This window comes from Haloarcula regularis, from assembly GCF_029338315.1.
GTDB classification, from domain to species: domain Archaea; phylum Halobacteriota; class Halobacteria; order Halobacteriales; family Haloarculaceae; genus Haloarcula; species Haloarcula regularis.
Genome location: NZ_CP119794.1, coordinates 2,076,384 through 2,095,819, shown reverse-complemented (window position 1 = coordinate 2,095,819; position 19,436 = coordinate 2,076,384). Strand labels below are relative to the sequence as shown.

The following is a 19,436-nucleotide window of genomic DNA, read 5'->3' as shown; positions in this document are numbered from 1 at the left end:
CCGGTAGCGCCGGAGGGCCGATAGCCCTTGTCGTTCGGACGTTGCTCCGGTCCGGCCGGGTGAGCCGACAGACGGACCCACCGGTTGCTCGGTATGTTCGGCAGACTGCGACGACGCAATCGAGAACCGGGGACCGGCCGTGAGCGGTGCGCGTCGCGTCACTCGCGCATCGTCGTGGTATCGGTTGGCGGCGACTCCGGGGCCGGTGCCAGCGTCGGCTCCATCGCCGCCGACGCTTCGTTCGGATCGAGACGGAGCTCGAGGCGTTCGCTCGTGACCGCGTAGACGGTCATCGCCGTCCCTTTCGAGGAGTACCAGGTTCCGGCGTCGGTGACGAGACCCGCGTCCGAGAGGTTCGTGAGATGATAGTGGGCGTTCTGCAGGGAGGTATCGACGCGGGTCGCGACGTCGGATGCGGTCCCGGGCCGTTCGGCCACCGCTGCGAGGATGGCCCGGGCCTTCTCCGAGGTGAGCGTCTCGAGGACTGCTGCCGTCTCGTCGTCTCCGAAGGCGAACGTCGACACTGACTCCGGTGTGTGTTCGACAGCGGGCCGAAGCGGGAATGGTGTTGACATGATATCACGCCCGGTGGCGGTCACGTGCCGCCGGGTACGAGCCGATTGTTCTGTTTGTTCGGCTCATGCTGAACAAACAATCCAAACAATTTAATACTTACGGTCTATTGTATGAACCCGATGACCGAGCGCCAACCGTCTCCCTCGATGCCGTCGACCCGCCACCGATGACGAGCGACGAAACGGCGGTCGTCACGGAGGACGTGATCGAATCGATCGAACGGTCGGCCGAAGTCTACGGCCTCAGCCGGAGCGCCGGACGCGTCTACGGCGTGCTCTACTTCGCCGACGGCCCCCTTTCGATCCCCGAACTCGTCGAGGAGACCGGCTACGCGAAGTCCACCATCAGCACCGTCACCCGCAAGCTCACACGTATCGGGATGATCCACCGGCGGTCGTCCCAGGGCGGTGGTCGGCGCGTCCGCTTCGCGCCGGAGTCGGACCTCTGGTTCGTCGTCCAGGACGTCTTCAGACAGTACGTCGACCGGGAGATGGAGCTGACACAGCGGACCTTCGAGCGAGCGCTCGACGACCTCGAGGACCTCGACGGGGACCGCAGCGACCGGCGCCGCGAGCAGATCGCGGACCTCGCGGAGACCTACGAACAGTTCCAGACGCTGCTGACGATGGCGATGAACCACTCCCCGGAGGAACTGATTGCCGCGATCGAGCAGTCGGATCTGGACTAGCGGCCCGTCGCCGGACCTACCACGAGACCGTGTACGTACACTGCTCTCCGCCCGTCCGCCGGCACTCGTCGCCGCGCTCCTCGACGAAGACGAACGACTCGACGGGCGCGTTCCGCCGCGCGACCGCCCGTATCAGTCCCCGGTCGAACGGACAGGGATACGGGTTCTTGCACGTCATCCTGGCAGTTCGTTCGTCGACCGATTCGAAGCGGTAGTAGCCGATCTCGTCGCTCCCCCTGTGGTTCAGTTGATACGCCTCGTCGATCGCCGCCAGCCCCGCCTCGACGCTCGACACTCCCGACGGCCACTCGACGACGTCGGGGATCTGTTCACCCAGGCGATCCAGGATGTGTGGCTCCGTCTCCGCGGCGAGGGTCTCGAAGGTGTTCAGCCACGCCTGCTGGGGGTACCACCCCTCGGGCGACGGGTCCTCGACTCCGTTTTCGGCCAGCGCCTCGCGCGCCAGCTCCTGGTACTCAGCCGAGAACCGGGCCAGTGCGTCCTCGATCACGGTCTGTATCGTCTGCCCGTGTACCTCGACAGCCGGGTCGATCGCCTCGTAGTTGGCCATTGGCGGACGTACCCACTGGCTCGCTAAAAATCCCCGACCTCCTTCGAGCGTCGACGGCTCTACTCCCGCCCGCCCCACGCACGCTTGTCCAGCAGTCGAACGGCCATCCCGTCACGGACCCGGAGCTGACAGGCGAGGCGCGGGTAGCCAAACCGGCCGGCTAGGTCGTCGTGCCAGTGCTCGGGGCCGGTGGGTCGGCCAGCCGCATCCCACAGGTCGCACAGATGCCACGCCCGCCGCAGTTGACCCGGCGGGCGTACCGGCCGTGTGGCGACAGGCCCGCCTCCAGGAGCACGTCGCGCAGGACCGCCCCGGCGTCGGCGGTCAGTTCGTAGGTCTCGCCGTCGGGCGTCCGGACGGTGATGGTCGCCATCGTCAGGCCAGTTCGATGGTCCGCACGAACGGCAGCGCGCGGATCTCGTTGATGAGGTCGCCGGGCAACTGCTCGTCGGTGATGACGTACAGCACCGCCTCGTCGGTGAACTCCGGGTCCTCGGTGAGGACCTGCCGGATGCTGATGCCGTGGTCCGCGATGGCGCTGGTGACGGTGGCGACGATGCCGGCCTCCTCTGCCTCCCGAACGTGGACGGTGATAGCGGTCAGGTCGAGGACGGGGGCGAGGTCCAGCAGGCTGGGGACGGCGGAGATGTTGCCGAAGATGCGCCGCAGCTCGTCGTCGGCGAGGATGGCGTCGGTCGTGGCGTTGACGACGCGCCGGTCGACCCCGGCCTCGCGGGCGATGCCGGTGTTGGGGATCTCGATGCCCCCCGAGACCACCCGCCCCTCGTCGTTGACCGAGAACCCCCGCTCCAGCAGGAGGCGGATGACGTCCTGCTGGCCCGGCGAGTCCTCGAACTTCTGCATGATCTCGTCGAACATGCCCGGAGCCACGGGTGCCGGGCGTAATATTGCACCGCTTGTTCCGGCTCGCTGGCCGGTCCTGTTGGCCCGTCCGCCCGGGTGCTGGTCTCCCGGCCCCGTCCAGCCGTTCGTGGCGACGTTCGCACTCGCTGTTGTGGAAGACGAGCAACGCTCGGTACTGACAAGATACTTGCTTTTCGAGCGGCCATCACGAACATGGACCGCCGCCACTCCTCCTCGGGACGACCGGTGTACTGGCCAGCTGGGCCGGTTGTTCGACGCTCTTCTCTCAGTCAGCGGTCCTCGACCTCGCCGTGTTCAACCACACTGACAGCCAGTACACCGTCGATTTCGCCCTGTTTCGGACCGACGGGACGCAGTCCCGATCGGCGGCGAGGGAGTACAGCGAACAGCTCGCCGTCGGGCCACAGGCGACGGCACGACGGGAAGCCGTCGCCGAGGCCAGACCGTACGTCGTCCGGTACGACGTGTGGGAGAACAACAGTACACCGACAGACAAAGACCACGTCCACTTCGTCCCGACCGGCGATGGCGACGACAGCGTCGCCTTCGACATCCACGCCGAAGGGACGTTGGAACGAAGATAGCGGCGTCGCAGGTCCATCGAGCGGTCGCTCGGGCAGTGACTGACGGGAGTGCGGGACCGGTGTGCTCGCCCCTCGCGCCTCACTCCGCGGACCCGTTGGCGGCGACCGCCCGCGCGGTGTCGACCCAGTCGTGGTCCGGGAAGGGCGCGGGACGCACGTCGTAGGTGTACCGGTAGGTGTCCCCGTCGGCGTCGAGCGTGAGGTCGAACGCGTAGACGACCCCGTCGTCCAGTCCGAGGCGGAGCGTGCCGTTGCTCGGCGGCGGGACGTCGGCGGCGGTCGACCGGACGCCGGTGACGCGGTAGGTGATGACGGGGACGCCGTGGTGGGTCGTCGTGTTGGTGGCCGTCCACGTGTACCCGCGGAGGATGTCGGGGTGGCGGCCGATGTTCGTCGGAGCAATCTCTCCGTAGTGCGGGTCGTACCGGTAGTAGGCCTCGGTCGCCTCGTCGTAGACGAACTGCGGGTCCGAGTCGAACTGCTCGCGCTGGTGGGCCGGGATGCTGTCGGCCGGCTGGACGAACGCGTAGGTCGACCCGTTGATGTACACCCTGCCGTCGTGCCAGCGCTGGCCGACGATGGCCCCCGTGGTGGCGTCGATGTAGTACTCGCCCTCCACGAGTCGGCGCTCTTCGGGGGCGCTGTAGACGATTGCGTAGGTGTCCCAGTGGGCCCGCGGCGCGTTCGAGACGTTCGTCCCGTCAGCCTCCAGAGCCGAGAAATTGACGTGGTCCGGTCCGGCTCCCTCGGGATAGGACTGGTCGCCGTCGAGGGGACCCGCCGGCGAGGACCCGGGGACCGCAAGGACGGCGGCGGCCACGACTATCGCGAGAAGTCCGACGAAGACTGCGACGAGATAACGCCGTTCCATACCACGGCCGACGCCCGGCGGGCAGTAATAGGTGGGCGTGGCTCAAACTCGGGCTTGAGTCACGGTAGGGGACCCTCGTATCAGACAAGAGACAACACGTCCACTCTACCCGGCTGACAGGTCGGATCCGCGGACCGGCCGGCCCCGTGGCCGGCCGAACCTATTAGCCCGTCCCTGGTGACAGTCGCGGCTATGCCCCCCGCTCTGGCGAACGTCGGTGGAGTGGTCGGGACGGTCGGCCTCGCCGGCATCCTCGTGTTCGGCACCCGCCACGGCCGGGACTCCCCGGTCGCGGCGCTCCTCGGCCTCGGTGACGGGACCGTCCCCCTCGTCGCGAGCGTCCTCCTGCTGGCCGTCGGCGTCGTCCTCGTCGACCGCTTCTGGGACGGCGACGACTGACTACAGCTCGCCTTTCGTGCTCGCGACGTCCGACCGGCGCTCGTCGATGCGCGTAGCGTCGTCTAACGCCCGCGCTAGGCCCTTGAACAGCGCCTCGACCTCGTGGTGGGCGTTCTCGCCCTCGACGCCACAGTGCAGGGTGAGCCCGGCGTTCGTCGAAAGCGAGCGACAGAAGTGCTTCGCCATGTGGCTGGCCATCCCGCCGACCTCTGCCTGGGAGAATTCGCCGTCGAACGAGAAGTACGGCCGGCCCGAGACGTCGACGACGACGCTGGCGACGGCCTCGTCCAGCGGCACCTTGCGGTCGGCGAAGCGCCGGATGCCCCGCTTCTCGCCCAGCGCCTCGTCGAAGGCCTGGCCGATGGTGATGGCCACGTCCTCGACGGTGTGGTGGGCGTCTATCTCCAGGTCGCCGTCGCAGTCGACGGTGAGGTCGAACAGGCCGTGGGTCGCAAACGACGTCAACATATGGTCGAAGAAGCCCACGCCGGTGTCGACGGTGCTGTCGCCGTCCCCGTCGACGTCGAGCGTCACGTCGATGTCGGTCTCGGCCGTCTCGCGCGTCACGGCCGCCGTGCGGTCGGTCATACCCGACACGTCACGGCCCGCGTATTTGGGGATTGCGCCCGCTAGCTATCGCCTGGAATCGGGTTGTAAACCCGAAAGTCCCCACACCATGCGCTCCCGCGACTCGCTGCGCTCCTCGTCGTTCACGTCGCTCACTCCTGCGGTGCTCACGTCGTCGGGGTTCGCGCATGGCGCGGCCTCTGCTCACGGGCAGGCAGTGCCCGTTCGCACGGCCCGAGGGACCACCGGTCCCTCGCTGCCTTTCAGTCCCGCCCGCGGTCGGTGGTCACCGAGCGACGTGCTGGCGGGGACGTGTTCCGAGCGGTTCACGCCCCGCACCCGAACCGGTCCCGGCGTCTGCCAGCCGTCAGACACCCGTCCGCCCGGGGTCCTTGACCGAGTTTGCGGTCGTCTCTCACATGACGTCCCGGGCCGAAGCCATCGGCGGCGTCCTCTTGCTCGCGGGCTTTCTCTCCGCTACGGACACGGAGACAGGACTCCTGGTCGCCGGCGGCACCTACACCCTGTTCTGCCGTGACTCGTGGGCTCGTCCGGGCGCTCGTCGGAGAGATAGTCGGCCGCGTCAGCTCCCGCTCGCCCGACCGGCGAGCAGGTCGGTGGCGACGACGAGGACGAGCAGCAGTCCGGCCGGGACGACGAGTAGCTGCATGGCAAAGGCGACGCCGGCGTCGCCGATAACAAAGCCCATCACCGCCGGGGCGGCGGCGATGCCCATCGCGGAGGTGACGGCCGCCATCGCGTTGACCGGGGCGCTGTGTTCGGGGACGGCCTCGGTGCCGTAGGCCAGCAGCGTCGGATAGAGGCCCGACACCGTCAGCCCCACGGCGAAGAAGCCGACCAGGAGCCACAGCCCCTCGGCGAGAAGGTGTAGCCCAGCGCCGGAATCAGGACGGCGGCGAGGCCGACGCTCAGGCGGACGTACCCGAAGCGCTCGGAGAGCTGGCCCGAGACCAGGCGGCCGGGGACGTACGCGGCGAGCATGACGCTCAGCGACGCCGTCGAGAGCGGCCCGGTGAGCCGCCCCTCGGCGAAGGTCGTCAGCCAGGTGAACAGGCCGCCCTCGACGGCCGTCGAGAGGAAGACGGCCAGCGCCATCGCCACCACCTCCGGGCGGCGGCCGATGCGGCGCAGCTCCGCGACGTCCAGCGGGGCGTCCCCGCCGTTCTCCTCCGGCGCCGGAAGCCACCAGACGAGCGCCGCGACGGGGACGAAGGCCAGCGCCAGCGCGAAGTACGCCAGGCGCCAGTTCCCCAGCGAGACGGCCACGGCGACGAGCACCGGGCCCGCCGTCGCGCCGACGGCCCACATCATGTCGTAGTAGCCGAAGATGCGACCGCGGGCTTCGGGGTAGAGGTGGCTCAACAGCGGCCGGTCGGTGCCGCGGGCGACGCCGGTCAACATGCCACGGCCCAGGAGCGCGGCCAGGAAGAGCCCGAACGACGGGGCAAGTCCCATCAGGAGGACGCCCACGCCGGTGCCGACCACGCCCAGGAAGAGCAGTCTCCGGGTCCGGAACTGGCCGGCGACGGCCCCGACCAGGACCACCACGACCAGGAAGCCGAGAGTGCCCGCCGGCGCGACCAGTCCGAGTTGCCAGTCCGTGACGGGGAAGGTCCGGCGCAGTTCCGGGACCACGGCCCCGCGCATCTGGAGGCCCGCCCCCTCGAGGACGATGTACGCGAAGACGGCTGCGGTCCACCAGCGGCGGTTGCCTCGCTCGGCGCTCGTCCCCGTCCGAGCGGGCTCGCCGTCGGCGGTCGTCTCGGCCATACTCGAGCCTGCAGGTACTAGTGGAAAAATATTTTGTATATAGTTGTACAACCGTCTTCCATGACTGCCGAGGCGCTCCGGGACCACCTGACGACGTTCGGCCTCTCCGAGAAGGAGATCGCCGCCTACCTCGCCGTGTTGCGGGCGGGCGCGGCGACGACGAAGGAGGTCTCGCGGGCCGCGGACGTCTCGCAGGGGTACGTCTACGAGATAGCCGGGTCGCTGGCCGAGCGCGGCCTCGTGACCATCGACGAGACGGCCAGTCCGACCCGCCTGCGTGCCCGTCCGCCCGAGGAAGCCGTCGGGTCGCTCTCGGCCCGCCTCGAGGAGTGGGCGACCGCATCGAGACGCTGTACGACGAGACGACCGACCCGGAGACGGCCGTCGAGGTGCTCCACTCGCGCGCGACGGTCCGCAAGCGCGCTCGGAGCGCGCTCGCCGACGCCACTCACGAGGCGTTTCTCATCCTCCCGTTCCCGGAGTTCGAGCAGTTGCGCGACGCGCTGGCGGCCGCCCGCGAGCGCGGCGTGTTCGTCTACCTGCTTGCCGTCTCGCCGCTGGACGACGTCGCCGTCGACTGGGGCCGCTACGCCGACGTGGTCCGGACGTGGGACATGCCCGGGCCGGTCCACGTCATCACCGACGGGACCCGGGGGCTGATGGGGTCACACGGCGTCCTCTCGGGCCGACACGGCGCCGAGTACGCGCTCGGGTTCGCCCAGCGCGACATCGGCGAGGCGTTCTACGGCAACGCGGTGAGCAACTTCTGGCCGATGGCGACCACGCGGTACGTCGCCGACCCCGACCCGCTGCCGGCGTCGTACGACCACTTCCGGACCGCCGTGACCAACGCGGCGCTCCACCGGGCCGCGGGGCGGGACCTGCTGGCCGACGTCACCCTCCGTGACGTCGAGACCGGCACGGACACCACCTACGAGCGCGTCCCGGTCGTCGACGTCAGCCAGAACCTCGTCGGCGAGGCGACCAACGACTTCCCCATCGAGAACGGGATGACCTTCGCGACGCCCGACGGCCGGCTCGCGGCCGGCAGCGGCGACGGCGGCATCGTGCCGTTCTACGAGGGCTACGCCGCCGAGTCGGTGACGCTGTACGACGGGGCGTAGTCAGGCCGTCTCGACGCCGGTAATCTCGACCCGGAACCCCCCGTCGTCCCCGTCGCGCGCCTCGACCGACCACCCGTGGGCCGCGACGATCTCGCCGACCGTCGTGAGTCCGAACCCGGTCCCGTTTGCCTTCGTCGTGACCGCGCGCTCGAAGATGTCGGTCGCCTGGAGGTCCGTGAGGCCGACCCCGTCGTCCTCGACGTAGAAGCCGTCGGGGAGCGCCCCGACGCGGACCGTCACGGTCCCGTCCTCCTCGCCGGGCCCGTGTTCGACGGCGTTGCGAAAGAGGTTCTCGAGCAGCTGCCGGAGCCGCGAGTCGTCGGCCTGGAACCGACAGTCGCCGTCGACGCGGAGGCGCGCCGGGCCCGTGGCGACGGTCGCCCAGCACTCCTGGGCGACCGTCTCGAGGGCGGCCGCCGACGTCTCGCCGATGGGCTGGCCCTGTCTGGCCAGGGTCAACAGGCTCTCGACGAGCTCTTCCATGCGCTCGTGGGCGCGCTCGAGGGGATCGAGGTGGTCGCTCCGGCAGTCCTGGCGTGCGAGCTCGAGACGCCCCATCGCGACGTTCAGCGGGCCCCGAAGGTCGTGTGAGACCACGGCTGCGAACTCGTCGAGCCGTCGGTTCCGCTCCTCGAGGGCCTCGCGTGCGTGCGTCCGGTCGGTGATGTTCTGGGCGACGGCCATGCCGGCGGCGACCGTCCCGTCCGCGTCGCGGATCGGGAGGGTCTGGACGTGGTAGTGTCGGCCCTGGTAGCTGTCCTCGAAGGACCGTTTCTCGCCCGAAAGCGCCGCCCGGTAGGCGTCTTCGAGCACCGCGGCGTTCGCGGGGGGGGAAGACCTCCGAGGGTCGCTTCCCGGTCATCTCCTCGGCCGAGAGGCCCCCTCGCTCGAGCTCGTCCCCGCCGACGACGGTGAACCGGAGGTCCTCGTCGAAGAGGAACACGCCGCCGTTCGGGAAGTGCTCGACGAGCCCGTCGAACAGTTCGCGGCTCCGCCTGAGGGCGCGCTCGCGTCGCTTGCGCTCGGTCACGTCGCGGGCGAACCCCTGGACGACCACCGTCTCGCCGTCCTCCGTAATCGGCGTCGCGCTCACCGCCACGTCGAACGCCTCGCCGTTGCCGTCGAGGAGTCGCAGCTCCAGCTCGCGGACCGTCTCGCCGGCGACGACGCTGGCGAATCCCTCGACGGCGTCGGTGAGGCTCTCGGGGGTGACCAGCGTCTCGAACGATACCCCCAGGAGTTCGTCGCGGGACGTGCGCAGCAGCTCCGCGCTGACCGGCGAGACGTAGGTGAACCGGCCGGCGGTGTCCGTCCGAAAGATGCCGTCCGGGCTAGCTCGGCGACCTCGCGGAATTGCTCGTCGCGGTCCCGCATACGACGTTCGGCCACCTGGCGTTCGATGGCCGTCCCGAGGACGTTCGCGACGTTCTGGACGAACGTGACGTCGTGGGCGCTGAAGGGGCGCTCGGCGGTCCCACACGCCGTCAGCGCCCCCCAGTGACCGTCGGCGGGGCCGACGGCGACGCCGATGCCCCGCTCGACGCCGTCGGCGACCTGTCGTTGCGGTGCGTTCCCGGCCTCGCCCGCCCGGTCGCCGAGGACGACCGGCCCGGCCTGATCCAGCGCGTCCGCTGCGAGGGCGGTGGCGGCCGGTTCGCTCACGGGGTCGGCCTCCGTCTCGCCGCTGCTCGCGGTCGCGACGGCGACGAGTCGGCCGTCCGCCGACTTGCGCTCGACGACCCGCGCCGTCGCACACCCGAGTCGGTCCACGACGAGTGTCGCCGCCGTCTCGAACAGTTCTCCGGGGTCGGTGCACTCGAGTGCACGCCGACCGAGTTCGGCGACGGCCTCGTGCTGATGCCGCTGTCGCTCTAGGTCCCTGGCGGTCCGGTGGCGGGCAATGGCGTTCTCGATTCGGTTGGCCAGCACGGTGTACTGGTCCGTGCCGACCTGCTTCTGGACGTAGTCGGTGACGCCGGCGGCGATGGCCTCGCTGGCGACGGCCTCGGACCCGCGGCCGGTAAAGAGGATGAAAGGCAGGTCCGGAAACTCGGCCCGGACGGCCTCGAGGAACTCGATGCCGTTCGCGCCGGGCATGTCGTAATCGCTGACCACGCAGTCGACGCGCTCGCTCGCGAGTAGTTCGTGGCCCTCGCCGGCGCTGGTCGTCGACAGGACCGTACAGTCCAGGGTGGCCTGCAGAAGGGGTTCGGTCGTCTCGAGGAGTGCCGGGTCGTCGTCGACGTGCAGCACCGTCGGGTGTGGCATCATCGTGGCTCCGGGGTGGCTCGTGGTGCCGGTGCGATTACCGACTCGCGAGCGCCGACCGGCAGGCCACGACGCCGTCGGAGGTGATCCGGAGGTGGTAGTCGTCGTACGAGAACTGGACCTGGACCGCCTCGTCGGCGTCACGGTCGAAGGTCCCTGTGACGAGCCGTGAGAGGGCGTCCGAGTCGACGACGTCGTACAGCGGCGGAAACTCGAGCACCTCGCGGCCCGCCTGCTCGGCCAGTGCCTGGACGACCACGCTCCCGACGTCCGTCTCGGGCGTCCAGGAGTAGGTCCCCAGCACGCGCCACTCCTCGCCCGCGCCGTCGGTCGCGAGGGTGTCGCTCGTCGTCGTCACCTCGCGAATCGTGGCCGCGAGGGTCTCGAGCGACACGTCGGCCCCCTTCCGGAGGTACCGCGCGACGCGCTCGACCGGGAGCGCCGCTCGCTCGCTCCCCGAGTAGAGGATGGTCCGCAGGTCGGGATAGGTCTCCGCGGCGACTGTCACGAACGAGCGGCCGTCCTCGGTCAGGATGCCGTCGCTGACGAGGCAGTCGACGGGCGTCGACGCCAGCGCCTCGAGGCCCGCCGCCGCGGACCCGGCCGCGACCGGTGTGATGTCGGCTTCGGCCTCGAAGAAATCGGTGTACAGCTCCAGCTCCAGTGGTTCGTCGTCGACGAACAGCACCGTCGTTGGCCCTCCCTGTTGCATACACGTGGTTCGATAGTCGGTGAGATAACTCTATGTATACCTTCACGACACCCGTCATATTGACATCTCTTCGGGCCGCTATCGGGCGTTTTCGACGGCTTCGTTCGCGGCTTCGAGCGTGAACGCCCCCTCGTAGAGCGCGCTGCCGACGACCACGGCGGCGGCCCCGGTGTCAGCGAGCGCCAGGACGTCGTCGACGGTGGCCACGCCCCCGCTGGCAACCACCGGAATCTCGACGGCCTCGACGACCCGCCTGACCGGGTCGGTCCGGACGCCCTCGAGCTGGCCCTCTACGTCGACGTCGGTAAAGAGGATGCCCCCCGCGCCGAGATCAGCGTACCGCGCGGCGGCCTCGGCGGGGTCCAGACCGGTCCCCTCGGTCCACCCCGAGACGACGACTTCGCCGTCCTTCGCGTCGAGACTCACCAGGACGCTTCCGGGGTGGTCGGCGCTGATGTCGGCGACGATGTCGGGGTTCTCGACGGCGGCGGTCCCCAGGATGACGCGGTCGACGCCACGGTCGAGCAGCGAGACGGCGTCTTCGACGGTGCGGATGCCACCGCCCAGCTGCACGTCGACGTCGGCCCCGACGGCCTCGATGACGGCGTCTATCGCCGCGGCGTTCCGTCGCTCGCCCGCGAACGCGCCGTCGAGGTCGACCAGGTGGAGCGTCCGCGCGCCCGCCTCGACCCACCGGCGCGCCGCCTCGACGGGGTCGCCGTACGTCTTCCCGGTACCACGCTCGCCGCCGACCAGCTGGACGACCTGCCCGTCCTGCATGTCGACGGCGGGGACCACCTCGAACTCGGGGAACATGCGCCACCGTCGGGCCGGCCGCGTCGAAAGCGTGTCGGTCTCGCGTCCCGGCGCGCCCATCGCCCTTGAAAGTCAGGGTATTCCTCACACTGACCAGTCCGCCCTCGGCCACTTTCACTTTCACCCTCCTGTTAACGAGCCTTTATCACCCCGGACGCACAAGCCACGTCCATGTCCGCAAGCGAGGACCTCGAAGACCTGCCGGGCGTCGGTCCGGCGACGGCAGAGAAGCTCAAAGACAACGGATTCGACTCCTACCAGGGGATCGCAGTCGCCTCGCCCGGTGAACTGTCGAACACGGCCGACATCGGCGAGTCGTCGGCCGCCGACATCATCAACGCCGCCCGCGAGGCCGCCGACATCGGCGGCTTCGAGACGGGATCGACCGTGCTCGAACGGCGCGAACAGATCGGCAAGCTCTCCTGGGGCATCGACGAGGTGGACGACCTGCTCGGCGGCGGCGTCGAGACACAGTCCATCACGGAGGTGTACGGCGAGTTCGGGGCCGGCAAGTCCCAGGTGACCCACCAGCTGGCGGTCAACGTCCAGATTCCGGCCGAACACGGCGGCCTCGAGGGGAGCGCCATCTTCATCGACTCCGAGGACACGTTCCGGCCCGAACGCATCGAGCAGATGGTCCGCGGCCTCGACGACGAGGTCATGGAGGACACGATGGTCCTCCACGGCGTCGCCGAGGACGGCGAGGCCGACGCCACCGACGAGGCGCTGTTCGACGACCTCGTCCAGTCGATGCTCGACAAGATCCACGTCGCGAAGGCGTTCAACTCCAACCACCAGATCCTGTTGGCCGAGAAGGCCCAGGAGATCGCCAGCGGGACCCAGGACGACGAGTTCCCGGTGCGCCTGCTCGCGGTGGACTCGCTGACCGCTCACTTCCGCGCCGAGTACGTCGGCCGGGGCGAACTCGCCGACCGCCAGCAGAAGCTCAACAAGCACCTCCACGACCTGATGCGCGTGGGCGACCTGAACAACACCGCCGTCGTGGTCACGAACCAGGTGGCCTCGAACCCCGACTCCTTCTTCGGGGACCCGACCCAGCCCATCGGCGGCAACATCCTGGGCCACACCTCAACGTTCCGGATGTACCTCCGCAAGTCCAAGGGCAACAAGCGCATCGTCAAGCTCGTCGACGCGCCGAACCTCCCCGACGGCGAGGCGGTCATGCGCGTCGAGGAAGGCGGCCTGATGGACGAGTAGGGTCCCGCTCACCGACACGGGTCACTTTTGGTCCCTGACTCCTAACAGTGCCCAAGTGAGCGACCGACCGACCGACAGGATCCGCCTCGTGGAGGCGGCCTTCGACGAACTCCCGGACCAGGTCGCCGTGCTCGACACCGACGGAGTCATCCAGCTGACGAACCATACGTGGGACACGTTCGGCTTCGAGAACGGCATCGAGGAGGAGGTCGACATGGTCGGCCAGAACTACCTGACCGTCTGTCGCGAGTCGCTGGGCGACCGGTCCGAGACGGTCGCCGACGGCATCGAGTCGGTCATCGCCGGCGAGACCGACGAGTTCTCCCTGGAGTACCCGTGTCACACGCCCGAGGAGCAACGCTGGTTCTCCGTTCGCGTGACCCCGTTCGAACTGGCCGGCGAGTCGCTCGTGCTCGTCGTCCACACCGACGTCACCGAACGCCACCTGGCCGAACAGAGCGTCAGCGAGCGAAACGACCAGCTGGAACAGGTCGCCGGGATCCTCAGTCACGACCTCCGGAACCCGCTGTCGGTCGGCTTGGCCCACGCCGAGATGGCCGCGGACGGCGAGGCACCCGAGGAGGACCACGAGATCCGGATTCTCGAGTCCCTCCAGCGGATGAACGCCATCATCGACGACGCGCTCTTGCTCGCGCGGGGAACCGAGGTCACGGACATCGACGAGGTGGACCTCGCATCGACCGCCCGGGACGCCTGGGACCAGGTCTCGACCGCCGGCGCGTCGCTCTCGGTGGCCGGCACCGCCCCAGTCCGGGCGGACGCCAGCCTCCTGGCCCAGCTGTTCGAGAACCTCTTTCGCAATGCCGTCGAACACGGCGCGGCGGGCGACGGCGACCTGACGGTGACCGTCGAACCGCTCGAGGACGGATTCGTGGTCGCCGACGATGGACAGGGTATCCCCGAGGAGAAAGCTCGAGCGGGTGTTCGAACCCGGCTACTCGACCAACAGGGACGACGGCGGCACCGGCCTGGGCCTGCCCATCGTCGAGCGCATCGCCAGCGCACATGGGTGGACCGTCGAGGCGACGGCGGCACCGGACGGCGGCGCGATGTTCGTCGTCACCGGCGTGACTCCAGCCGAGTAGCGCACGCGCATCAGGCGCCACACCTGTCCCACGCCCATTCGCCGGGCGACTCCCGCCCGCCCCCTCCGTTTCGGGTCCACCCGCCCGCCGTCCGGCGTCTGTCGGTCGTCTGACGCACCGGAGTGAAAGTGGTCTGGGTGGTACCGAATCGCACGACGGGACGCTATCTCCTCACGAAACGGAGGGGTTCAGATCGAGAATCCCGGCACGGTGCGCCGAACGTCGCTCCACCGCGGCCCCCTCCTCTCGTCTCCAGATTCACTCACGTCCGGCCCGACCTGCCGGTTCGGCGTCGCCGTCCCGGCGCCACTGCCGGGTTGCCCTCGCCGTCTCCTCGCCCGTCTAGTCGCCGGCGGACTTCATGCCGGTCCCCTCGAGGTCCGCGCCGCCCACCGACGAGCGGAGGGCGTCCATGCCGTCGTCGCGGTCGACGCCGAAGTTGTCGGCATAGAGGTCCTGGACGCGCTCGTACTCGTCGTCGCTGAGCGGCGGCGTGTCCGCGGCGGCCGCCCACTCGTCGATGTCGTCGGTCGTCCGGAACGTCGGCGTCACGGAGGCCATCTCCTCGTGATACAGCAGCCACTGGATGGCGGCCTGGCCCAGCGTGCGCTCGCCGTCCCGTTCTAAGAAGCGGATGCTTTCGACTTTCTCCCACCCGGTCTCGTACCACTCGCTCGGGCGGTGCGCGCGGTGGTCGCCCTTGCCGAGTTCGGTGTCGGGGGTGACCTGTTCGTTCAGCAGGCCCGAGGAGTGGGGCACGCGCCCGATAAGGGACGTGTCGGCGTCCTGTTCGCGGATGGTTTCGAGGAAGTGCTGGCCGGGCGTCTGCTCGAAGAGGTTGAAGACGGTCTGGACGACGTCGAACTCCTCGGCGACGGCGGCGTCGCCTTCGGCGAGCCAGCCGATAGAGGGCCCGAGCGCCCAGCCGACGGCGTCGACCTTCCCCGCCTCCTGGAGTTCGTCGAGCGTGTCAAGGACGTCTTCGTCGACCTCGTCGACGTTGGCGTTGTGCAGCATCAGCAGGTCGACGTGGTCCATGTCGAGGCGGTCGAGTGAGCGGTCCAGTGCCGTCTCGATCCAGTCGGGCGTGACCCGCTTGGGGAGTTCGCCGTGGCCGGCCTGCGGGTTGTTGTAGAAGTCGTAGCCGACCTTCGTCGAGACGGTGACCTCGTCGCGGCGGTCGGAAAGGGCCTCGCCGATGATCGCCTCGCTGTCGCCGTGGCCGTAGACGTCGCCGGTGTCGAAGAAGGTCACGCCCTGTTCGAGCGCGTGTTCGACCATCTCGACGGCGTCCTCGCGCGTGCGGTCGCCCCACCAGTCGGTGCCGACGACCCAGGCCCCGAAGCCGACTTCCGAGACCTCGACGCCGGAGTCCCCGAGTGTGCGGTAGTTCATGTTCCCCAGTTACGGCGCTGCGCACTTAGCCATCTTGGTTCTTCGGCCGGTCGATAGAGCGCACGGCGTGGCGTAGCCTCGGCGTGGCCACGGACTCCAGAACTTCGACGGACCCGTACTCCCGGCGGACCCACCAGGCGAGCGCGCCCGACCCGACGACGAGCAGCGGGAGGGCGATGAGGCCGCCCTCCGGGCCGAACGAGCCGCCAGTCACCAGCGGGAGGCCCATCGTCTCGGTGCCGAGGAGGGCGGCCCCGGTCCGTAGGCCGCTGACGGGGAAATCGTACAGCCCGAGGGTGTAGTTCCAGGCGACGTGGAACCCCGTGGCGATGCCCAGGCGACCGGTGAGGACGTAACAGCCCCCCAGCAGGACGCCGTACAGGGTGATGTTGGTGACGCTGAGCAGCGACGCGCTGGGATTGGTCGCGTGCAGGACGCCAAAGAGGGCGCCCGTCAGCACCGTCGCGGCGACGGTCGAGCGCCACTTCCCCAACGGCCCCGAGAGGCCCTCGGCGGCGTTGGTCAGCAGGTACCCCCTGACGAGCACCTCCTCGGTGGTGGCCTGGACGAGGAAGAACACGGCCAGCAGGGCCAGGCGGGTCAGCGCGCCGGTCGTGCCGAATCCGATGGGACCGCCCGACCGGGTCACGAGCACGCCGGTCACCGTCACCAGGCCGGCCGCGAGTTCCACGAGGAGGACCACCGTCGGGAGGGCGAACCCGAGCGCCAGCCCGAAGGCGGCGTCGCGCCACCACTGGCGGTCCAGCTGCAGGCCGAAGTCTCCGAGGTGGCGCCGGTCGAGCAGGTAGCCCACGCCCAACCCGCTGCCCAGCGCGGCCACCCAGACCCAGGTCGTCCGGGCGGCGTTGCGCAGGACGGCACCGAGCCCGGTCCCGTCCCCCGCCGGGAGCACTGCGCCGACGAGGCCAGCGAAGACGATGGTCAGGAACCCGGCGACGAACAGCCAGATGGTCACACGCCAGGGCGAGCGCAGCCGCCGCTCGGCCGGGTTGACCATGTATCCACGGATCTCCATGATGAAGTCCGACCTGACCATAGCGGCCCCTCTCGCGGCGGCGTCTTAACAGACACGCCACGGCGACCCCGTGTCACCGCCTGTCGTGGCGTCGGTGTTACCGGGTATCGGCACGGTAACGGAAACCACTATCTGCCCTGGATTCCAGGTACGGGACATGACCAAACGCCACGTGTCGCTCCCACCGATGGCCGAGGAGGGACTGCAGACGTTCATCGACGAGGTGGACGAACGCCTGTCGGGACCCGAAGAGACCTGCGACGTGGTGACCGACGTGCTCGTGGATCTCCACGGCGACCGGGAGGCCTACGAGCGCTGGCAGGCCGGCGGCGACGTCTCGCCGGCCGAACGGGTCCGCCTGCAGGGCTACGACCCCTGCAACACGACCCTCGAGAGCGAGTACTACGCCGAGAAAGACGAGGAGCGGTTCAAACACTCCAAACACCTCCAGTGGCTCTGGCGACAGTTCGACGCCACGCCGATGGCCGACAACGTCGAGTTCGCCCTGCGCTTCCGGCAGATGCTCGCCGAGCACCTCTTTGCCGACTGCGGGGACAACTGCCGTTTCTTCAAGAACATCAGCTTCACCTACGGCCACAACATCGAGATCGGCGACAACGTCGTCGTCCACGACGACGTCCACTTAGACGACCGCGGGAAACTGACCATCGGGGATCGGGTCTCCATCTCCGACGACGCTCACGTCTACAGCCACGACCACGACGTCGTCGACCAGACCCAGGTGGACAACTACCATACCATCGTCGAGGACGACGTCCGCCTGACCTACGACTCGATGGTCCGAGCCGGCGTCCGCGTCGGCGAGAACGCCGTCCTCGCGGCCAAGTCGATCGCGGGCTCGGACATCCCCGCTCACCACATCGCCGCGGGCACGCCCGCGAAGTCCATCGCCGTCAAGGACGGCTGGGAGTCCGTCGCCGACCCCCTCGAGGGCGCCAACGTGGACCGCCGGGCCGAACGGGAGATTCCGTACGACCTGCCCGACGGCCTCAACCGGTTCGACGAGTTCCAGCGCGACCTCTCGCCGCCCGACCGGTAGTCCCGGGCAGGGAGCAACACGGAAGTACGCCCGGTCGCAACACCGTCCCATGCAGCCTCTCGGCTGGCTCCTCGTCTCCCTCGTCGGGTTCGGACTCCTGCAGGTCCTGCTCTATCGCCGCTTCAGTCGTCGCGAGCCGACGCCGGGCGGTGGCCGGGACGCCGGCGTGACGGGCAACCCGCCCGCGTCGGGCCCGCCGGTCGTCGAGTGCCGTCACTGCGGGTCGTCAAACGAGGCCCACCGGACCGTCCGGTTCTGCCGGACCTGCGTCGAACCGCTCGAGTAACTCCCAACCGTCACTTCCACACACATGCGCAGTCTGGCTATCAACGTCGGCGCCAACACCAACGAACCGGGCTTTCGGGGCCCCCTCTACCCCGACGGCTCGTTCGAGTACGTCCCCATCCCCGAGTCCAAGCCCACGAGCGACCCGGTCCCGACCTACGGCGACCTCGATCTGGCGACGGACATCGGCGACGTCGCCGACCGGCCCGTCCACTTCGACCCGGAGTTCCCCGAGGCCGGCGGGGAGCGCTACACGTACGGCGACGAACACGGGGTGAAGGCCGGCCCCATCGCGTCGCTCTCGACCGGCGACTACCTCGTCTTCTACGCGACGCTGTCGACGCCCGCCGATCCGCCGGACTGGGCGCCCCCCGACTGGGGCGCCTTCTGCATCGGCCACTTCCGCCTGGCCCGGCCGCCGGTGACCGGCGAGGCCTACGCCGACCTCCCGCCCGACGAGCGGACGGTCTTTGCCTCCAACGCCCACGTCAAGCGCGCCCCCTTCGACGCCCGCGTGCTCGTCCTCGGGGACCCCGACGACTCGCGGCTCTACGACGCGGCCGTCCCGCTGTCGACGCCCGCCGCCGGGACCGAGGCCAACTGGCTGGTCACCGACTGCTCGGCCGATTCGGGGGCCGGGCCCTGGTGGCGGCGCCCGCTACGGTTCGACGCGGCGGGGACCGAGCGCCTGCTGGGGGCCGTCGAGGCCGCTCCTGTAATCGATCAGTCAAAATGAGTTATCAGGGGTGAAAACCGAGTACGAAAGCATATGTCCAGACGCGCACATGCTGGTGGTATGCGTCTCTCGACCGGTGTTCCCGGATTCGATTCTCTCGTCGAGGGTGGTCTCCTCTCCGATCGGCTCTACGTCGTCAGCGGGCCGCCCGGCAGCGGGAAGACCACGTTCTGCTCGCAGTTCATCACGCAGGGCGCCAAGGAGGGCGAGTCCTGTCTCTACGTCACGATGCACGAGACCAAGGCGGAGCTGATGCAGGACATGGCGGGCTACGACTTCGGATTCGACCGGGCGATGCAGTCCGACGCCATCCAGTTTCTCAACCTCGTCACCGAGAGCGGCAAGCGGACCATCACGCAGTTCGGCACGGACGGTGGCCTGACGAACCGCCTGGTCGCGTTCATCGAGCACAACGACATCCAGCGGGTCGTCATCGACTCGACGATGTTGCTGCAACATTTCATGCAGGACGTCGACAGCGAGATCACCGGCTTCCTCTCGGCGCTGAAACAGACCGAGGCGACGACGCTGCTCATCTCCGAGATGACCGACCCCTCCTCGTACAGCGACGAACACTACCTGGCCCACGGGGTCATCTTCTTCCACAACTTCCTGGAGGCCGGGAGCATGACTCGCGGGGTCCAGGTCATCAAGATGCGCGGGACCGCCATCGACTGTGACATCCGCAAGATCGAGTTCACCGACCACGGCCTGAACGTCATCGACGAGAAGGTCCAGACGTGACCCC

Annotated in this window: 22 protein-coding genes and 5 pseudogenes; 11 read left to right on the top strand and 16 right to left on the bottom strand. The window is 69.0% G+C overall.

Going from position 1 to position 19,436, the window contains the following annotated elements:
* Nucleotides 1-158: 158 nt before the first annotated feature.
* Nucleotides 159-575 carry an ArsR/SmtB family transcription factor gene (locus tag P1N55_RS11270; RefSeq protein WP_276275698.1) on the bottom strand — a complete coding sequence of 139 codons (417 nt, stop codon included), beginning with the start codon at nucleotides 573-575 and terminating at the stop codon, nucleotides 159-161.
* 167 nt (nucleotides 576-742) lie between these two features.
* On the opposite strand from P1N55_RS11270, the gene P1N55_RS11265 reads away from it, so the two are divergent.
* On the top strand, nucleotides 743-1,264 hold the full coding sequence (locus tag P1N55_RS11265) for a GbsR/MarR family transcriptional regulator (RefSeq protein ID WP_276275697.1): 522 nt from the start codon (nucleotides 743-745) through the stop codon (nucleotides 1,262-1,264).
* Nucleotides 1,265-1,280: 16 nt separating this feature from the next.
* On the opposite strand, the gene P1N55_RS11260 is transcribed toward P1N55_RS11265, so the two are convergent.
* The 3 genes and pseudogenes from P1N55_RS11260 to P1N55_RS11250 all read right to left on the bottom strand — a co-directional run bounded on the left by P1N55_RS11260 (nucleotide 1,281) and on the right by P1N55_RS11250 (nucleotide 2,714).
* A complete protein-coding gene (locus tag P1N55_RS11260) occupies nucleotides 1,281-1,835 on the bottom strand; it encodes a hypothetical protein (RefSeq protein ID WP_276275696.1) in 555 nt (184 codons plus the stop codon).
* A 59-nt stretch (nucleotides 1,836-1,894) separates the two neighbouring features.
* Nucleotides 1,895-2,208, bottom strand: a pseudogene (locus P1N55_RS11255) (2Fe-2S iron-sulfur cluster-binding protein).
* A gap of 2 nt (nucleotides 2,209-2,210) precedes the next feature.
* On the bottom strand, nucleotides 2,211-2,714 hold the full coding sequence (locus P1N55_RS11250; protein WP_276275695.1) for an amino acid-binding protein: 504 nt from the start codon (nucleotides 2,712-2,714) through the stop codon (nucleotides 2,211-2,213).
* A 296-nt stretch (nucleotides 2,715-3,010) separates the two neighbouring features.
* Here P1N55_RS11250 and P1N55_RS11245 point away from each other — a divergent pair, with 296 nt between their 5' ends.
* The gene (locus P1N55_RS11245; protein WP_276275694.1) at nucleotides 3,011-3,304 is read left to right on the top strand and encodes a hypothetical protein; all 294 of its coding nucleotides are present in this window, start codon (nucleotides 3,011-3,013) and stop codon (nucleotides 3,302-3,304) included.
* Between the two features lie 79 nt (nucleotides 3,305-3,383).
* Here P1N55_RS11245 and P1N55_RS11240 read toward each other — a convergent pair whose 3' ends face one another.
* Nucleotides 3,384-4,175, bottom strand: a complete 792-nt coding sequence (locus tag P1N55_RS11240) for a hypothetical protein (RefSeq protein WP_276275693.1) — start codon at nucleotides 4,173-4,175, stop codon at nucleotides 3,384-3,386.
* A gap of 192 nt (nucleotides 4,176-4,367) precedes the next feature.
* Here P1N55_RS11240 and P1N55_RS11235 point away from each other — a divergent pair, with 192 nt between their 5' ends.
* Nucleotides 4,368-4,574: a hypothetical protein gene (locus tag P1N55_RS11235; RefSeq protein ID WP_276275692.1), complete on the top strand. Its 207-nt coding sequence runs from the start codon at nucleotides 4,368-4,370 to the stop codon at nucleotides 4,572-4,574.
* On the opposite strand, the gene hisB is transcribed toward P1N55_RS11235, so the two are convergent.
* The 3 genes from hisB to P1N55_RS11220 all read right to left on the bottom strand — a co-directional run bounded on the left by hisB (nucleotide 4,575) and on the right by P1N55_RS11220 (nucleotide 6,932).
* Complete coding sequence (gene hisB / locus P1N55_RS11230; RefSeq protein ID WP_276275691.1) at nucleotides 4,575-5,162, bottom strand: imidazoleglycerol-phosphate dehydratase HisB; 588 nt, start codon at nucleotides 5,160-5,162, stop codon at nucleotides 4,575-4,577.
* Nucleotides 5,163-5,724: 562 nt separating this feature from the next.
* On the bottom strand, nucleotides 5,725-5,985 hold the full coding sequence (locus P1N55_RS11225; RefSeq protein ID WP_276275690.1) for a hypothetical protein: 261 nt from the start codon (nucleotides 5,983-5,985) through the stop codon (nucleotides 5,725-5,727).
* Nucleotides 5,976-6,932, bottom strand: coding sequence for an MFS transporter (locus P1N55_RS11220; protein ID WP_276275689.1), 957 nt, complete (start codon nucleotides 6,930-6,932; stop codon nucleotides 5,976-5,978). Before P1N55_RS11220 ends, P1N55_RS11225 begins: the two co-directional genes overlap by 10 nt.
* 60 nt (nucleotides 6,933-6,992) lie before the next feature.
* Here P1N55_RS11220 and P1N55_RS19970 point away from each other — a divergent pair.
* Nucleotides 6,993-7,214 (top strand): annotated as a pseudogene (locus tag P1N55_RS19970) (helix-turn-helix domain-containing protein); the annotation flags it as partial.
* A gap of 47 nt (nucleotides 7,215-7,261) precedes the next feature.
* Complete coding sequence (locus P1N55_RS11215) at nucleotides 7,262-8,056, top strand: TrmB family transcriptional regulator sugar-binding domain-containing protein (protein WP_276275688.1); 795 nt, start codon at nucleotides 7,262-7,264, stop codon at nucleotides 8,054-8,056.
* Here P1N55_RS11215 and P1N55_RS11210 read toward each other — a convergent pair whose 3' ends face one another.
* From P1N55_RS11210 to hisA, 6 genes and pseudogenes are all read right to left on the bottom strand, one after another.
* A complete protein-coding gene (locus tag P1N55_RS11210; RefSeq protein WP_276275687.1) occupies nucleotides 8,057-8,869 on the bottom strand; it encodes a sensor histidine kinase in 813 nt (270 codons plus the stop codon).
* Nucleotides 8,870-9,113: 244 nt separating this feature from the next.
* A pseudogene (locus P1N55_RS19965) lies at nucleotides 9,114-9,536 on the bottom strand (PAS domain-containing protein); the annotation flags it as partial.
* Nucleotides 9,464-9,856, bottom strand: a pseudogene (locus tag P1N55_RS20130) (GAF domain-containing protein); the annotation flags it as partial. The pseudogenes P1N55_RS20130 and P1N55_RS19965, both read right to left, overlap by 73 nt.
* Nucleotides 9,857-9,910: 54 nt before the next feature.
* Nucleotides 9,911-10,327 (bottom strand): annotated as a pseudogene (locus tag P1N55_RS20125) (response regulator); the annotation flags it as partial.
* 34 nt (nucleotides 10,328-10,361) lie between these two features.
* Nucleotides 10,362-11,036 (bottom strand): HalOD1 output domain-containing protein, encoded by a 675-nt coding sequence (locus tag P1N55_RS11195; protein ID WP_276275686.1) that lies wholly within the window; start codon nucleotides 11,034-11,036, stop codon nucleotides 10,362-10,364.
* Nucleotides 11,037-11,114: 78 nt separating this feature from the next.
* Nucleotides 11,115-11,852, bottom strand: coding sequence for a 1-(5-phosphoribosyl)-5-[(5-phosphoribosylamino)methylideneamino]imidazole-4-carboxamide isomerase (gene hisA, locus P1N55_RS11190; protein ID WP_276275685.1), 738 nt, complete (start codon nucleotides 11,850-11,852; stop codon nucleotides 11,115-11,117).
* Between the two features lie 171 nt (nucleotides 11,853-12,023).
* Between hisA and radA the strand changes: the two genes are divergently transcribed.
* Both radA and P1N55_RS11180 read left to right on the top strand, forming a co-directional pair.
* Nucleotides 12,024-13,070, top strand: a complete 1,047-nt coding sequence (gene radA, locus P1N55_RS11185) for a DNA repair and recombination protein RadA (RefSeq protein WP_276275684.1) — start codon at nucleotides 12,024-12,026, stop codon at nucleotides 13,068-13,070.
* A gap of 55 nt (nucleotides 13,071-13,125) precedes the next feature.
* Nucleotides 13,126-14,289 (top strand): histidine kinase dimerization/phospho-acceptor domain-containing protein, encoded by a 1,164-nt coding sequence (locus P1N55_RS11180; RefSeq protein ID WP_276275683.1) that lies wholly within the window; start codon nucleotides 13,126-13,128, stop codon nucleotides 14,287-14,289.
* Nucleotides 14,290-14,518: 229 nt separating this feature from the next.
* On the opposite strand, the gene P1N55_RS11175 is transcribed toward P1N55_RS11180, so the two are convergent.
* On the bottom strand, nucleotides 14,519-15,571 hold the full coding sequence (locus P1N55_RS11175) for an aldo/keto reductase (protein ID WP_276275682.1): 1,053 nt from the start codon (nucleotides 15,569-15,571) through the stop codon (nucleotides 14,519-14,521).
* Between the two features lie 25 nt (nucleotides 15,572-15,596).
* Entirely contained in the window at nucleotides 15,597-16,628 is a 1,032-nt protein-coding gene (locus tag P1N55_RS11170) for a CPBP family intramembrane glutamic endopeptidase (RefSeq protein WP_276275681.1), read from the bottom strand.
* 136 nt (nucleotides 16,629-16,764) lie between these two features.
* Here P1N55_RS11170 and P1N55_RS11165 point away from each other — a divergent pair, with 136 nt between their 5' ends.
* The 4 genes from P1N55_RS11165 to P1N55_RS11150 are packed head-to-tail and all read left to right on the top strand — an operon-like array spanning nucleotide 16,765 to nucleotide 19,432.
* The gene (locus tag P1N55_RS11165; protein ID WP_276275680.1) at nucleotides 16,765-17,667 is read left to right on the top strand and encodes an acyltransferase; all 903 of its coding nucleotides are present in this window, start codon (nucleotides 16,765-16,767) and stop codon (nucleotides 17,665-17,667) included.
* 49 nt (nucleotides 17,668-17,716) lie between these two features.
* Nucleotides 17,717-17,953, top strand: a complete 237-nt coding sequence (locus P1N55_RS11160; RefSeq protein ID WP_276275679.1) for a DUF7577 domain-containing protein — start codon at nucleotides 17,717-17,719, stop codon at nucleotides 17,951-17,953.
* Between the two features lie 24 nt (nucleotides 17,954-17,977).
* The gene (locus tag P1N55_RS11155; RefSeq protein ID WP_276275678.1) at nucleotides 17,978-18,688 is read left to right on the top strand and encodes an Nmad3 family putative nucleotide modification protein; all 711 of its coding nucleotides are present in this window, start codon (nucleotides 17,978-17,980) and stop codon (nucleotides 18,686-18,688) included.
* Between the two features lie 60 nt (nucleotides 18,689-18,748).
* Nucleotides 18,749-19,432 (top strand): RAD55 family ATPase, encoded by a 684-nt coding sequence (locus tag P1N55_RS11150; RefSeq protein WP_276275677.1) that lies wholly within the window; start codon nucleotides 18,749-18,751, stop codon nucleotides 19,430-19,432.
* The last annotated feature ends 4 nt before the right edge of the window (nucleotides 19,433-19,436 follow it).

Coding starts and splice junctions, on each gene's coding strand:
- P1N55_RS11270 (WP_276275698.1), bottom strand. CDS start 575: ATGTCAACACCATTCCCGCTTCGGCCCGCTGTCGAACACACACCGGAG.
- P1N55_RS11265 (WP_276275697.1), top strand. CDS start 743: ATGACGAGCGACGAAACGGCGGTCGTCACGGAGGACGTGATCGAATCG.
- P1N55_RS11260 (WP_276275696.1), bottom strand. CDS start 1,835: ATGGCCAACTACGAGGCGATCGACCCGGCTGTCGAGGTACACGGGCAG.
- P1N55_RS11250 (WP_276275695.1), bottom strand. CDS start 2,714: ATGTTCGACGAGATCATGCAGAAGTTCGAGGACTCGCCGGGCCAGCAG.
- P1N55_RS11240 (WP_276275693.1), bottom strand. CDS start 4,175: ATGGAACGGCGTTATCTCGTCGCAGTCTTCGTCGGACTTCTCGCGATA.
- P1N55_RS11235 (WP_276275692.1), top strand. CDS start 4,368: ATGCCCCCCGCTCTGGCGAACGTCGGTGGAGTGGTCGGGACGGTCGGC.
- hisB (WP_276275691.1), bottom strand. CDS start 5,162: ATGACCGACCGCACGGCGGCCGTGACGCGCGAGACGGCCGAGACCGAC.
- P1N55_RS11220 (WP_276275689.1), bottom strand. CDS start 6,932: ATGGCCGAGACGACCGCCGACGGCGAGCCCGCTCGGACGGGGACGAGC.
- P1N55_RS11195 (WP_276275686.1), bottom strand. CDS start 11,036: ATGCAACAGGGAGGGCCAACGACGGTGCTGTTCGTCGACGACGAACCA.
- hisA (WP_276275685.1), bottom strand. CDS start 11,852: ATGTTCCCCGAGTTCGAGGTGGTCCCCGCCGTCGACATGCAGGACGGG.
- radA (WP_276275684.1), top strand. CDS start 12,024: ATGTCCGCAAGCGAGGACCTCGAAGACCTGCCGGGCGTCGGTCCGGCG.
- P1N55_RS11175 (WP_276275682.1), bottom strand. CDS start 15,571: ATGAACTACCGCACACTCGGGGACTCCGGCGTCGAGGTCTCGGAAGTC.
- P1N55_RS11170 (WP_276275681.1), bottom strand. CDS start 16,628: ATGGTCAGGTCGGACTTCATCATGGAGATCCGTGGATACATGGTCAAC.
- P1N55_RS11165 (WP_276275680.1), top strand. CDS start 16,765: ATGACCAAACGCCACGTGTCGCTCCCACCGATGGCCGAGGAGGGACTG.
- P1N55_RS11160 (WP_276275679.1), top strand. CDS start 17,717: ATGCAGCCTCTCGGCTGGCTCCTCGTCTCCCTCGTCGGGTTCGGACTC.
- P1N55_RS11155 (WP_276275678.1), top strand. CDS start 17,978: ATGCGCAGTCTGGCTATCAACGTCGGCGCCAACACCAACGAACCGGGC.
- P1N55_RS11150 (WP_276275677.1), top strand. CDS start 18,749: ATGCGTCTCTCGACCGGTGTTCCCGGATTCGATTCTCTCGTCGAGGGT.